The following is a 14,508-nucleotide window of genomic DNA, read 5'->3' as shown; positions in this document are numbered from 1 at the left end:
ATGGTGCCAGAGAGGGGGGATGGTTAACCCGAGTTGGCGGGGTTAGCGCAAGAGATGGCAATTTATTGTTTTTTAGACAAAAAATAATCATAAAGCCGGTCTCTGGCAATATTCTTCATTTTAACTTCACACATAATATCGAAGTCGCTAAATGACAGCGCCCAATCATTGAGCGTGTCATTAAAATAATAATCCGAATGCGCCCTGAGTTTCATTTTTGAAACACCCAGCGTCGTTTGGTCTGGATAACCGCCATCAGGAATTATCCCCTCCTGAGAAATGGAGTAATGTAAAACGGGCCTCACCCCTTTCCATGATGATTTTATCGCCTCGATGCGGGGATCGGCGGGCTGAATAAAAGCATTTTCCTTCACCCAGTGATGATGAATATCCAGCACAATCGGACATAATTCCGCCGCCTGTAGCACGTCGTCCAATGAGCAGGAAATTTCATCGTTTTCAACCGTTAGCATCCGCCTCGCTTCCGGGCTTAGCCTTTTAAAAGAGGCGCTGAAACCGTCGAAGCCCTTTTTCCCATTCATGTGAATATTGATTTTAAAGTCCTGGAATATGCGCCCATACCCCATTAATCTTGCACACAGCGCGTGATATTCAACGTCCTCAAGCGCTCTTTCGACCACCTGCGGATTATCCGACGCCAGCACGGTATATTGCCCGGGATGAAACGACAGCCTGATATCATGTGCGCGGGCAAACTCGCCGCAGCGCGTAAAGAGTGGATACAAACTGGGCAAGAATTCCGCATAGCACGCCCCCGCCTGAACAACGGTATATAAAGGCAGCAAATCACTGCCTATTCTCATCATCCTTAACGCGGGCGGTTGCTCAGCCAGTGTCTGCAACGTCAGAAAAAGATTCTTTAAATTTGACTCGGCTATTTCATAAAGCAGCGCGGTCTGCTGGTCTTTATTCAGGCTCAAAAAGCGAGTGCGCGTCGTTGCTCTGAAAGGGAATGGCTGATGCAGTTCAGAGTCAAAGTATTTACACGCGAATCCTAATTTCATGCTGCGTCCTTTATAAGTTCGAGGATAAAACCGCTTTGGCCGGCGATTTGCGCCGGACGCAAAGAGAGGTTTTATTCCAGACTAACTAATTTATTCATTAACAGGCGGAACAGCCGAAGCCGCATGCGCATAAAACGCTGTTCAACTTTAAGCCCGACGTGCCCCTGATGACCAAAGCGCAGCGTCTTGTCACCGCGCGGCTTCCACGCTGGCCAATGGATATCCCCGTCTATATGCGTGCTCTGCACCGCAGTGTGACGGGCAAAGTTAAGCCAGTATTCGCTGACCACGTCGGCGAAGGCCCGGTCCTGTGGAGTAAACCCGCCGCCGAGGATCTGAGCGTCGTCAATCAGGTGCATATTATTCATGACGTAGGGGATTTCGCTGCCGTGCCAGGTCCCGTGTGGGCACAGCGCACGGGCATTTTCAGAAACGTAATCGAAATAATACCGCCAGCCCGGCGCGCCGGCTTTATGTTGGCCCAGCATCGCGACGTAGCCCATGGTGGTAAACGCCATGTCGCGGCTGATTTGACGCCCCAGCTCCTGGGAGCTTTTAACGCCGGGATAAAGCCACTTAATCAGCCGCAGGCCGAGCGGATGCTCTTTTTTTAGCCGCGTTACCACGCCTGCAACATCGATATTGAAATAGCTCAACACGCTGGCCTCATCGCTGTTGCTGCCAATAATCAGCGGCAACGGATGTTGTTTGCCTGCGTTAAAGGTCTCTATCATCGGCTGTGGCAGCACGCTGTCGCCCGCGATAGGGACCGGTGCAACGCCCAGCTTTCCGCTCAGCGGCCAGAAGCTTTCGGCGGGGAGTTCGCGCAACTGTTCGGCGGTGGCCTGCGTCAGGCCAAAGTGCTGCGCTAGCGCCTTACCGCGATGCAGCGCCTTATGCCGCGTGGTGTCGGGCAAGGTATAGGCCGACTGGACAATTCCCTTATGGAACAGCCCCTTTGCCAACGGCGAAGCAAACAGGGAGAGCACGCTGCGCGCACCGGACGATTCGCCAAAAATCGTGACGTTGTCAGGGTCGCCGCCAAAGGCGGCAATATTGTTTTGCACCCATTGCAGCGCGGCAATCTGGTCCAGCAGGGCGAAATTATTCACCCCCTCTCCTGCGGCATATTCCGCGTCTAACGCCGGGTGCGCAAAGAAGCCGAGATGCCCTAAGCGATAATTCAGGGTAACCAGCACCACGCCACGTGAGGCCAACGGCGCGCCAATGTAGGGAGAAAGACCGCCGGAGCCGATGGTGTAGCCGCCGCCGTGGATCCAGACCATGACCGGTTTTTTACCGTCGGCTACCGGCGATGCCGTCCATACGTTCAGATAAAGGCAGTCTTCGCTGAAGGTACCGGGGTCACCGCCTCCAACCGCCACACAGTATTCGCGATTTTGCCAACTCGATTGCCCGAAGCGGTTAGTTTCCTTTATACCTTGCCATTTTTCCGGCGGCTGCGGCGCTCGCCAGCGCAATGGCCCGACCGGCGGCGCAGCAAAAGGGATGCCTCTAAAGGTGGCGATACCGCCATCCCATTCCCCCGCGACCGTTCCGGCGTCTGTTGTCACCAAAGGGGTGTGTTCATCGGGCATGGTGAATCCTTCTTAAGAGAGTGTTGCCAGGTCGACAATCATTTTGGATGCCATTTGTCATCATCTCCCTTTTTATAGGAGTGCTTAACGGCGGCCCAGGCCACCTTGTGCGCGGTTTCTTCACGCCCTGCGTCACCTCGTCTTTCATTGAGGCTCTTATATTCTTCCCACGCGCTGTTAAACGCTTCCTTATAGATGTCCTGCGCATGTGCAGGAAGAACATGCTTTACCGAGTCCGGCAGTGCGGTTCTATTTTCATAAGGCATAGGCAGTCTCCTCTTTTCAAATCAGGCGGTTTAGCCTCATCTATCAGTCTAGCTGCTACGCTTGAAGATAACGGGATTTGGGCATAATCGTGAAAATTCGGGCAACTTTTTTACACCTGAGACAAACACGCTTACCACCACGTTAATTTACCTATCTTTTCAAAGAAGACATTAATCTAAAAAACACAAATAAAGTATTGTTAAATAACGACTTTATTTAACGCTATCTTTCTAAAAACCTTAGTTAAGGCACAGTAAATACAGAGTTAACCCCTTAAAATACGCACTACAAATAAAAAACCACATCAATAGGATTTTTAGTATCATCAGCCCGAAACATAAGCTACAATGTAACAAGAAATTACTGTTATTAATTATAGAGGTATCAAACTCTCTCCGGACAGGCCCCATGTTTTTCGCACAGGTAAATCCTCGTTTACTGCCTGACGAACAGCATCATTTATAAGGAAAATTACTACCATGGTGTCAGCACAGGACCAACACAAGCATAAATCCCGTCATAAAGAGTATTCTCTCGTCTTCCCTATTATCGCCCTTATCGTTCTAATGCTGTGGGGCAACAGCAGCAACTTTGGTTTCGTGATAGGCATTAACCTGATTGCACTGTTGGGTATTCTTGCCAGCGCCTTTAGCGTGGTTCGCCATGCTGACGTGCTGGCCCATCGTTTGGGTGAACCCTACGGCTCGCTGATTCTCAGCCTGTCGGTGGTGATTCTCGAGGTCAGTCTGATCTCGGCACTCATGGCGACGGGCGACGCGGCACCCGCCCTGATGCGCGACACGCTGTTTTCCATCATTATGATTGTCACCTCTGGCCTGGTCGGCTTCGCGCTGCTGCTCGGCGGACGCAAATTTGCCACCCAGTACGTGAATCTCGGCGGTATCAAACAATATTTAATGGCCATTTTCCCGCTGGCAATCATCGTACTGGTGCTGCCCGCGGCGCTGCCAGGAGGCAACTTCACCACGCTACAGGCGCTATTTGTGGCGGCTATTTCGGCGGCAATGTATGGGGTATTCCTGCTGATTCAGACCAAAACGCACCAAAGCCTGTTTGTTTATGAGCACGAAGATGAAGACGAGGATACGCCTCACGGTAAGCCGTCGTCGCATAAAAACTTGACTCATGCGCTCTGGCTGGTCGTACATCTGGTATTGGTTATTGCTGTCACCAAGTTCAACGCCAACCCGCTCGAGACGCTGCTCACCGAACTTAATGCTCCGGCACAGTTCACCGGCTTTTTAGTGGCGTTACTTATCCTCTCTCCCGAGGGGCTGGGCGCACTGAAGGCAGTGCTGAAAAATCAGGTGCAGCGTGCGATGAACCTGTTCTTCGGTTCGGTGCTGGCGACCATCTCTTTGACGGTACCCGCAGTGACCATTATCGCCACCCTGACAGGACAAGAGCTGATGTTCAGCCTGGCCCCAGCCAATATTGTGGTCATGCTGGCCGTGCTTATCCTGTGTCAGATTTCCTTCTCGACCGGAAGGACCAACGTTTTGAACGGTACCGCGCACCTGGCTTTATTCTGCGCCTACATGATGATTATCATGCTGTAAGTCTCAGCATTTAGAAACAATAAAGGCCGCCAGAATTGGCGGCCTTTCTATTGAAACTTCAGTGTGAGTTATGAGTAGGCGTTCAGCGCATGTTGGCACAAATCTGAACGTACGCAGTCTTCTTTAGTGAAGCGAATGATGCCGACCATCTCGTCTTCTTTGAAGCGAGTCAGTGCATCGCTAAGCCCTGATACCACGCCGCGCGGTAGATCGCACTGGGTGACATCCCCGTTGACTATCACCGTCACATTTTCACCGAGACGGGTCAGGAACATTTTCATCTGACTGGCTGTGACGTTCTGGGCTTCATCCAGAATCACCACCGCATTTTCGAAAGTACGCCCACGCATATAGGCAAATGGCGCAATTTCTACCTTCCCTATTTCCGGTCGCAGACAATACTGCATAAAGGAAGAGCCCAAACGACGAACGAGAATGTCGTAAACTGGCCTGAAATAAGGAGCAAATTTCTCTGAAATATCCCCAGGCAAGAAACCGAGATCTTCATCGGCCTGCAGTACCGGGCGAGTCACTATAATCCTGTCTATCTCTTTGTGAATTAACGCCTCTGCCGCTTTCGCAGCGCTGATAAACGTTTTGCCACAACCTGCTTCGCCTGTGGCAAAAATCAACTGCTTATTCTCTATGGCTAATAAGTAATGACCTTGAGCTTCCGTACGCGCTTCGATAATGGAGGTGTCGCGAGTATCGCGAGCCATACCGATGGATTCCACACCGCCCATGTTCACTAATGAGGTCACTGATTCTTCCTCACGTTGGCGGTGACTGCGTGAGTCACGTCTGATTACACGTTTCGCTTCACGACGAGCTTTGATCACTGCTTTTTGTCTTCCCATAGTGGCACCTTACAGTTTGTTTCACTTAACGCTATAGGCCGGAGGCCCGCACGATTATGTTTCACATACAGATGAGGTTTTGGTCTCCTTTTAGACCAAGTTGAGCCAATGAATAACGTGAAGAGAAAATAAAGACCGTCGATTAATAATTAATCTATTTCTCCATTTCTTTTCACGAGGAGGCATTGTCATGAATGACAAACCACTGACCATAACAGTCAATAAGCCAGTAAAAAAACCAAAAGAGGAGAAGGGTTGTTTCAGTGAGGGTGCCAGGTCAGTTAAAGAACGTGGTCGCTGTGAAGTCTTGGATAGAGAGAATAAACGTTTACTATTGCTACATAGAAAACTGCTTAATACCAGAGAGTCGGAGGTCTGACCCTCGTCTGCTGAAAAATCAGGACAACGAGTGGAGAATGATGAAGCGTTATTTTTACAGCCTAGCCCAAACATGGACTTTACCATTCGCTATCCCCGCAGTTGCTGCTAGTTAATTTCAGTATAACGATATCTGAAAACTTCGCTAGCGGTGTTACTTGAATGTAAAAAAAATATTTGAAGGAGTCAATAGGATCCCAGATCCTTTTTTTGATCAAACCACCCGGAGACTTTATGCCATGTTTCCGGATAGTTTTCATCATGGTATGTGACACTAATATGAAACGAGAAAGGTTTTAAGCGCGAGGATCTTTCTAGGCGATCAAGTTTTCTTTACGTTCCTGATTTAAATAACCGTGAATACCGCTCGCCAGAGCCTTGGCCATTTTTAACTGGAAGCCCGGCTGTTGCAGCAATTTCTCTTCCTGATGATTGGTAATAAACGATGTTTCTACCAGTACGGAAGGTATACGCGGTGATTTTAGCACCACAAAACCGGCCTGTTCAATATGACGGTTATGCATATGATGAACGGTCTCGATATGGGTTGCCAGATGTTTGCCAAACTCGAGGCTGCGGTTAATGGTTTCGGTCTGATCGAGGTCGAACAACGTCTGTTTCAGGTAGGCATCATTGGTTTGTACATCATTGTCATAGATAGCATCGACGCTGTTTTCACTTTGCGAGAGATAGCGCGCCATAGCACTGCCCGCGCCGTGTTCTGACAGCGCAAAAACAGAGGCACCCGAGACCTGATCGTTACTAAAACCGTCCGCATGAATAGAGACAAATAAGTCTGCCTCATGCTGGTGTGCTAAATTCACCCGGTGATAGAGAGGAATAAATACATCGTCCTGACGGGTTAATACTGCGTGTATTTTATACTGCCGTTGCAGCTGCTGTTGTAAATGTCTGGCAATATCCAATACCACGTGTTTTTCATAGGTTCCACCGCCACCAATAGCGCCTGGGTCTTTACCACCGTGGCCGGGGTCAATCATTACCAGCAAAGGTCGGTTGCTTATTTTTTCCTCAGGTTTATAAGCCTCAGGCTCCGGCTGAGCATTTTCTTTTTCCACCGCCGGAATAGCGGCCATCGCCCCTTTTGCTACCGTCACGTTGATACGTTTTAACCCTTCAACGTTCTGATGGCTTATTTTCGCCGACTGATTGAGCTCAAAAACGATACGCGCAGTTTGCGGGTTAAAGTGCGCAATTTTAGCACGGACTATCCACGGAAATTTTTGTTTGACAACCACCAGCGAGTGCATTAATGACGACGAGAACGCGGTCATTGAAACATCAATCACCACCCTGTCGGGGTTATCCAACGTGAACACCCGCGCATGCGGATCGTTCGCTGGCAGAGTAATATGTAAACTGTCGCTGGTTGATTTGAGATCCAACAAAGCTATTTTTTGTGCGGCAAATATCTTTGGCGATACCAGAGTCATGCCCATTCCAAAGACCAGCAGTTTTCTTCGGGATTGATTAATGGTCATAAATTACTCACTCTCCAGGGAGCACATTGAACGGTCAGGATGTGTGGAGAGATTTTCGCGTAAGCCTTTTTCCGTGACCAGTAACAATCTAATAATAATCAGGTTATTTAATCTCTTTTTATTTCCAATATGTTTAAAATTCATTAATCTGAAATGTTTGAATTACTTTATTGCACTTTGAATTGTTTTTTAATTATTATCATTGATGTGCTAAATGTGCGTCATTGTCCTGAAGATGTTTTTCGTACAGTGCCGAAAATAACAACGTTTTAAAAAATTCCTTGTTATCTTGTTTAGACGATTCCCCACTTTGGCGCTTTTTACGACGCCTCTCTTCTGCCTCCTGATTGACGATTCCGAGGGCTCTTTCATAGATAAAGTTAAATAAACCACAAAAAATGTCCGGGTTATAGTAGGCAATATTCAGTTGTATGTCGGGTACCGAAAAAAAGTAGTCCACCACCGGAGCCAGCTCACGTTTCCTGAGTTTAGCATCGTTGGAGTACAGCGACCCGATACTGCTTCTATCCAAAAAGAGAGCATGATAATTGCGCAGTGCGCGTCTATGATGGGGATTACGGGTATGAGCAAAAAAATGGCGATAGAAGGCGGCACCAAAACTGTCGTACTTGGCGATATAGTCGAGGAAAAAGCCCTTGTCAGACATCAGGTGACGGGCAAATTTTGACGCGCCAGAAACATTAAAGTTTTTAACAACTGTGTTCGCCTTCAGATATATCTCCTCCGAAAAAGCATACTTACTCTCATCGAAGGTCAAATGGCCAAGTTCGTGCGCTAGGGCATATTCAATAAACTGCTGGTTAGATAAATAATCCAGTATATAAATATGTTTATCGCTCTCGCTGTTATAAACGAAGCTGAAAGCACCGTCGCCATAAATTAGCTTTTCAATCGGCGTATCGTAGCAGCCTGATGCGAGTCGCCCCTCAGACAATCTGTCGGCGACAACCACAACCTGACTGATGTTAAAGCCGCCGATTTTATGCAGATAACGAGATATTTTCTCCCTAAAATCATCAACCTGAGGCGGCGTGAAATCGGCGTTAAAAAAGTCCTTCAATGCACCACTCAGGAAGCCAGCGGCTGACGATTCACTTAAACGTGCCGAGATGGATTCAGCCATGTGATTAAGTTGCGTCATGGCTCCCTGAATCCCCTGATAGAGAAATTCATAATCGCGCACGATCTGCTCTGGAGTCGTTGCCTTAACGATATAGTTTCCCAAGGTTTTATCGGTAAACTTGACGCGTTGAAACCAGCGATTAAGCCAGTTGTTGGCCTTCAGGTTTCTTGCAATGTAGGTATCGTAGTAATCTTTTTTAGCGTCTCGAAACTCTTCTTTCAGCCTTTTACTTTCCAGCACGCTAAGCTTCAGCTTTTCATATTCTTTGATTAAGTTTAATACTTTTTGGCAGAATCGGTTTTTGACTCGTTTATCGTCATGAGTCAATGGTTCTACGTTATTTAAGGCATAGGAATAATCAGCAAGGGCATTGGTAAAACGGCCAAACTCGTTAAACACTTTCACATCTATCCGCCAGTCGCGAATATCCGTAATAACTTTACGAATACTGTCAGGAATCGTGTCCCAGATATCCTCAAACTCTGCACAAATATTTTTGGCTAAATCGGCACAGTTGATTTTCTCGAAAACAATCGGTCCCGCAAGTTTTTTAGCACGCTGGGTTAATACATTAAGCGCTGCGGCCCGCCCGGGGCTGTTTATTTTAGGTACTTCTAAATAGCCACAGTGCTCCGGAGAGAAAAGCCCGGCAACACGTGAAGTGTCAGGGCTATCATTTCGTCTTACTCTCGATAAATGTTGACAAAAGATACCGCGATGATGACTTTCCCAGATTAGCCATTTCCCCTGCCTGTCCGGGTGACGTAGATGTGAATTGCCTGCTGTATCCTGCCAGTCGACCACGATTCTCTCCCCCGCCCCCTGCTCTATCCACAGCGCCTTCATGGTCCAGCCGTTAGGAATATTTTGCAGATTGTTCAATAAATTCTCGGCGGCATCTGATGAAGCAATAAACTGTGAGGCGGTAGACGAGGTCTTAAAATAGATCACGTTGTCACTCAAATAACGGAGTATTCCGTTATTTTTCTCGACCACCAGCTGTTGATCTTCAGGCATTCCTGATGGAACAAGCCGGTACTGGTTGTCGGTTGCGGGTACTTTTACCCCCGGGAAAAAATAGGTTCCTAAGGCGGTCTGTTGAGCAACCACCTCATATTGAGAGTCTAGCGTCTCGCAGTTGCATACACCGTAGTACGCAACATGACGCATTCTCTCATGCTGATAGATTTCTGTTCTTAACCGATGCGTATTACCCGTGCTGAGCGTTTCTTCCAGCACAGGCAGAGCGTCAATATGCGCCTCTCGGGCCATCAGCGTCAGCAACGATGAGCTCGGATTAGGCAACAGCAGTTGATTAAGCTCATCAAAGCGGTAGGCCCGTTGCCCACCAGGCGTCGCAAGGATGAAATAGAGCACATCGTGAAAAGGTTCGCGCCAGGCCAGAGTGGGTTTATATTCATCAGGAATCTCACCAATCACCAGCGCATTGTTTAGGGCTGAAAAGAGGAGCCAAGGGCGTAATCCTCTATTACCACTAAGGTGGTAACGTACCCGGTCAATGGCCTGATTATGCGGCTTCAGCTGGCATTCGACCTCCTGGAGAGTCTTGTCCAACCGGGTGAGCACCGGCTCTTGCTCGCTGACGGCAATATTATCTTCCAGCGTCTTTTTCAACACATTCTTGATGATGTTGGCGACTGACTTGATCCCCTGCTCCTCTTCGCTGGCGCCAGGGGCAAAGGCATAGAGGCAAAAAGCCCCATCGAGCACCAACGGCGCTAAATCTGCCTTTATCAAATCTTCGGCAGCGTCTTTGCAGTTGCCAATCGGGGTCAGGTAAATCAATTGGCTCAATAAATAGCGAAACCATGAAGAAACGGGGCCCTGACTTTCAGAGGATTCAGTGACAACGGCATGACGCATCGGGGCAATGGCAGGCATAGCAATGGCCGAGTACTGGCGGGCAATGATGCTATTTGCCAGCGAATCGGCCACGTTTCTCCAGTCCGTTATTTGAACGGCAGAATGCAGACTGCCTTCATTCTGGAGATAAAACTGATAGCGCGAATCATTGACCGTTGCATCGTCAAACAGACGTGCAAGAAACTCCTTCTTTCCCTGAGTACTAAAAGGCTGGAGTAGCTCGTCGGGCAAGGTTGAATGAACAGGAAATACCAGCGGCTGTGTTGTATCGCTCTGTGCCGGGATCAGAGAGATAAAGTAGTGACGCGGTTCGACCTGCGTACCAGCACGGTTGATATTCCCTTCAGAGGAAAGTAGAAATCCGATATGGGGACGTGAAAGCGACGAATTTCCCTGCGTGTCTTCCATTTGGATAAACTGCAGCGTTATCCCATGCATACGATGCAAGTTAACCAGCATCCTGGCCCGGTCTACCCCGGAAATACTTTCCAGCGCCAGTGCGTAAAGTCGCTGCTGGGTATCACGATAATATTTAAAGGCCGCAATGCTCGGTGCATCCTCGCCCGGAGCCTTAAGCACCTCCGTCAGCCTACGTTTGGCTTCGCTATATTGAATCAACAGTACGCTCTTGCGCTTCAGTTTATTCGCGGCGTCCTCAATCCCGCTCATCGTCCCCGCTCCCGCCGCTTTGTGCAACGCCTCAAGATGGCTGAAATCCCTGATCAACGCCTCGGGAACGTTATTCAGAAGCAGGTCTTCCCCCAGAGAGGTTAGATCGCGTGGCGTCAGCATACTCATTTTCTGCCTATCCTGAACCCGCCTGACGCCGATATTCATCAGCAGACCGGTGCTCGACAAGCAGGGCATTCCTTTTACGGGCGTTAAGTCACGCAACAGCATGAAAGGATAGTCAAATTCAATCAGTCTTAGATGCCACTGCGCAATTTTGCTGACTTTTTCCGCCGACAGGTCATCCTGCTGTAAGCCCAGCGTCCCCTTCAGCGACGAAAAGACGCGCGTGATAAACGCGTCCTGAATGTCCTTTAAACAGGCCTCCAATCGGCCATAGGTCACCGGCTCAGGCTGCGTCATCACCCCCCTGACGTGCTGATGACTGGCTTTAATTAATTGAGAGGACGGCGAAAGATAAGCATCCAGCTGGTCGAGTAGCAGTTTTGCCAATATTGCCTCTCCGGCGGGAGACGCCGCCAGCACTATTTTTAATTCTTCGTTATGAGCAAACGGCGACTGCATCAGCAGCAGAGAAAAGAGCGTCTGTACCTCTGCAGAAGAGCTGTGCCACCTGTCGTGGGTGGGATCGTGGATCATCAGCAGACCGCATGCAGCCACAATGGCCTCCAGGGCTTTGTTATGGCTATCACTGCTAACCGCAGCGGGTTGACGATGAATATATTGCTCAATGACCCGCTGTTTACTCTGGGAACTCAGGCCTTCGACCCAGAAATAGACCTTTTCTATCATCTCAAGCAGACTGCGAGCTTTTACCGGCGGCAACGGCTCAGGAAGGCAACTGAGGCAATCAATCTGTGAGGTCGGCGGCGCAAACAGCGGATAACGTCGCCCATCTTCGGCGTTAATCTTCAGCCCATAAAGCTGTGCTTCACGCACACTCGCCTGCGAGGGCTCCTGTTGAGCAGGCGCGTTAGGCCTCGGCAAAAAGCCCGACGGTTCCTTATACCGCCCTTTCATCAGCGCTAGCGGGCCATCGTGGATCACGCCTCTTTTATGCACAGTTTTGCTCGTTGAATGCCCCTCTAGCTGCCGCCACGGCGGTAAGTTAACGCTAATTTCGGCCGATTGCGCGGTGGGAAACACCAGTGGATCGCTGAGTCCGAACGACGGCAGGGACAACACCGACGCGGCCAGCGGACTGGTATCTACCGCCACCGCATGCTCGCCGGTACTGATGGCATAAATTGCCCGATTTTGCTGCTCGGCTAAGTGCACCGCCATTTGCACTCCCGCTAACCCACTCGCTATCGAGGTCTGATTTAGCGGTATCTGCGCAGAGCAAAAATTCATTGGTGAGGTGCGGACCTGGCCGATAAACAGTGCAGATGAAGCGGGATCCAGGGTATATCTGCGGCTGCCGGTAGCACCATAAAGTGGCTCAGTGGCGGGCAGGCCCAACAAATGAATTTCGTCAAAAGAGCTGCCTGCTTCCAGATCTGTTTCTAAAATAGAGCAATCACTTTCCCAGGTTGGCGTTTGCCTGTCGCTGGAGGTGGCAAAGACGTCGCAGGACAATCCGCACGCGCCCGCCAGATAAGCCGCCAATGTTTGATGAAAAACGTCGCCATTTTCTGCCATAGCGGCATGGCCCAATGCCAGACTGGCGGCGTAGTAAACGCTACAAAAGGCCGTTGCCGGGCCCAATAAAGGTAGCGCCGGGAGTCCATAGCCCTGTTGCCAAAGAAAATGGTTGAGACTGGCGAGAAGCGGATGTTCGACCGCGTCCATTTCTGCGCAATCTTGCCACTCAGTGCGCTGCTCAAACTGACGCAAAAAGGAAACGGCGAGCCTGAAAGCTCCATCACCCATTCTCCAGGCGAGTGCACTCAATGAAGGGGGACAAGAAAAGGATGTGGGTAACAGCGCGGTATTGCGGGCCCACTCGACGCAGCGTGATGCTATTCCCGGGCTAGCCGTGCTGTCAGTCAAATGGGGTACATGCTGGGGCGCGGTACTGCTACAAATAGCCTGATTAGTCGGCGGCATCTCCCCTCCCGTCCTTGAAATTTCGTGGGGTTTTTATAGCAGAGTAAATTACTTTGAAACTCTAAAAATACGCTTAACGTTACCCTGACCCTAATGACATCATGATGTAAAAAAATGCTCTCGTGCACTGACTTTGCGTTATGCTCGGCGAAGCGTCAATTTTCAGGAAACTCAGAGTGCAGATAGAACCTTTACCGCCGCTCAATACCTTGATTGCCTTCGAATGCGTGGCTCGTTATTGCAGCTTTTCACGCGCCGCCGATGAGCTCAACCTCACGCAAAGCGCCATCAGTCGCCAGATACTCCAACTTGAGGAGATGCTGGGGTGTAAACTTTTCACCCGCTCGCAGCGTCAGGTTAGCCTGACGCCGCGTGGAGAAGCCTTTGCCGCAGAGATTCGTAAGTCGCTGGGCGATATCTCCCACTCGACCGCCGAGGTGATGGGCTGGAGCGGTCTGCCACAGGTCACGCTGGCCTGTACCAGCGCCATGGGGCAACTGTGGCTTTCCTCACGCCTCTCCAGACTGCGTGAATCGCTTCCTGACCTGCAAATACGCCTGAAGATCTCAGACAGCTTTTCATCACTCAAGACCTCAGAATTCGACATGGCAATTTTCTATTTACGCGAAGCGCCTGAAGGGTTTCACGCTGAAGCGCTGTTTGACGAGATTTGCTATCCAATGTGTTCCCCTGCCTTTGCTAAAACGCTGTCGGCTAATATCACCGCCGAGGAGATTATCCATCAACGGCTGCTTATCCAGGACGATCCTCAGCGTGAATGGACCGGTTGGCGTGACTGGTTCAACTCACAGGGCGTTCATCACTTTGCGCCTCGTCTCACCTGGCGCGCCAATAGCTACCCTTTTCTGGTACAGGCTGCGGTACAGGGCGACGGTATTTTACTGGGCTGGGAAGGACTGGTTCAGGACTCGATGCGTTCGGGGCAACTGGTTGCCGCACATCCAGGAAAACTGGCGGCGGCTGGAAAATGCTATTTATTAATTCCTGAAGATAGATACGTCAGACCCATAATCCGTAGAGTCAGCCAGTGGCTGAAAGACAATATCGATGAGTGCCAAATGCAGGGCTGATTAATTTTCAACCAAAACGGTCATACTAGGTCAATAAAGTATAAAACTGCGATAATTTACGCTGATGCCACGTTTTTAACCTGCTCATCAAATAACAAAATCCCACTTTCCCAGCGTGCTTAGATAATAAGGATCCGGCTGCTTATACTCTTTTTTAATTAATATCCACCGGCGGAATTTTAGTTTTATCCTGAAAGCGCCTTTTTCTAGCGGATTTCATTCCCAATAAGGTAAAAAGCAGCCACATTGACTGCGAAATGCAGGACGCGAGATTAAAGTCATGGCTCAACGAATACAGGCCAAACACCCCACCGATAATATTAAGATAGGCATAAATATCAGCATCAACCTCTAGTTTGCGCATTTGAACCAGCGCATAAGCCAGCAGATAGCAAAACACGCCAATTAAGCCGACTACCGTGTGCAAATCCATGCATCGTTCC

9 protein-coding genes are annotated in these 14,508 nt (G+C 49.5%); 2 read left to right on the top strand and 7 right to left on the bottom strand.

Annotated elements, in window-relative coordinates:
- Nucleotides 1–62: 62 nt before the first annotated feature.
- The 3 genes from uvsE to chaB form a co-directional block, all read right to left on the bottom strand.
- Entirely contained in the window at nt 63–1,025 is a 963-nt protein-coding gene (uvsE, locus tag O1V65_RS06520) for a UV DNA damage repair endonuclease UvsE (RefSeq protein WP_084913003.1), read from the bottom strand.
- A 71-nt stretch (nt 1,026–1,096) separates the two neighbouring features.
- A complete protein-coding gene (locus tag O1V65_RS06515) occupies nt 1,097–2,623 on the bottom strand; it encodes a carboxylesterase/lipase family protein (RefSeq protein WP_165429551.1) in 1,527 nt (508 codons plus the stop codon).
- Between the two features lie 38 nt (nt 2,624–2,661).
- Nucleotides 2,662–2,889 (bottom strand): putative cation transport regulator ChaB, encoded by a 228-nt coding sequence (chaB, locus tag O1V65_RS06510; protein WP_017491285.1) that lies wholly within the window; start codon nt 2,887–2,889, stop codon nt 2,662–2,664.
- Between the two features lie 480 nt (nt 2,890–3,369).
- Between chaB and chaA the strand changes: the two genes are divergently transcribed.
- Entirely contained in the window at nt 3,370–4,470 is a 1,101-nt protein-coding gene (gene chaA / locus O1V65_RS06505) for a sodium-potassium/proton antiporter ChaA (protein WP_017491284.1), read from the top strand.
- 68 nt (nt 4,471–4,538) lie between these two features.
- On the opposite strand, the gene phoH is transcribed toward chaA, so the two are convergent.
- The 3 genes from phoH to O1V65_RS06490 all read right to left on the bottom strand — a co-directional run bounded on the left by phoH (nt 4,539) and on the right by O1V65_RS06490 (nt 11,864).
- Nucleotides 4,539–5,327 (bottom strand): phosphate starvation-inducible protein PhoH, encoded by a 789-nt coding sequence (gene phoH / locus O1V65_RS06500; protein ID WP_017491283.1) that lies wholly within the window; start codon nt 5,325–5,327, stop codon nt 4,539–4,541.
- Nucleotides 5,328–6,019: 692 nt separating this feature from the next.
- Complete coding sequence (locus O1V65_RS06495; RefSeq protein WP_017491281.1) at nt 6,020–7,207, bottom strand: N-acetylmuramoyl-L-alanine amidase; 1,188 nt, start codon at nt 7,205–7,207, stop codon at nt 6,020–6,022.
- Between the two features lie 199 nt (nt 7,208–7,406).
- Nucleotides 7,407–11,864 carry a hypothetical protein gene (locus O1V65_RS06490; protein WP_269130333.1) on the bottom strand — a complete coding sequence of 1,486 codons (4,458 nt, stop codon included), beginning with the start codon at nt 11,862–11,864 and terminating at the stop codon, nt 7,407–7,409.
- A gap of 1,286 nt (nt 11,865–13,150) precedes the next feature.
- On the opposite strand from O1V65_RS06490, the gene O1V65_RS06485 reads away from it, so the two are divergent.
- Nucleotides 13,151–14,065: a LysR substrate-binding domain-containing protein gene (locus tag O1V65_RS06485; protein WP_017491225.1), complete on the top strand. Its 915-nt coding sequence runs from the start codon at nt 13,151–13,153 to the stop codon at nt 14,063–14,065.
- A 154-nt stretch (nt 14,066–14,219) separates the two neighbouring features.
- Here the strand turns inward: O1V65_RS06485 and O1V65_RS06480 are convergent, their stop codons facing one another.
- Nucleotides 14,220–14,498 (bottom strand): CBU_0592 family membrane protein, encoded by a 279-nt coding sequence (locus O1V65_RS06480; RefSeq protein WP_017491226.1) that lies wholly within the window; start codon nt 14,496–14,498, stop codon nt 14,220–14,222.
- Nucleotides 14,499–14,508 lie beyond the last annotated feature (10 nt).

Origin of the sequence: Rouxiella badensis (genome assembly GCF_026967515.2) — a bacterium.
GTDB classification, from domain to species: Bacteria; Pseudomonadota; Gammaproteobacteria; order Enterobacterales; family Enterobacteriaceae; genus Rouxiella; species Rouxiella badensis.
The sequence above is the reverse complement of the archived record's forward strand: the minus strand, read 5'-3'. Positions and strand labels throughout refer to the sequence as shown.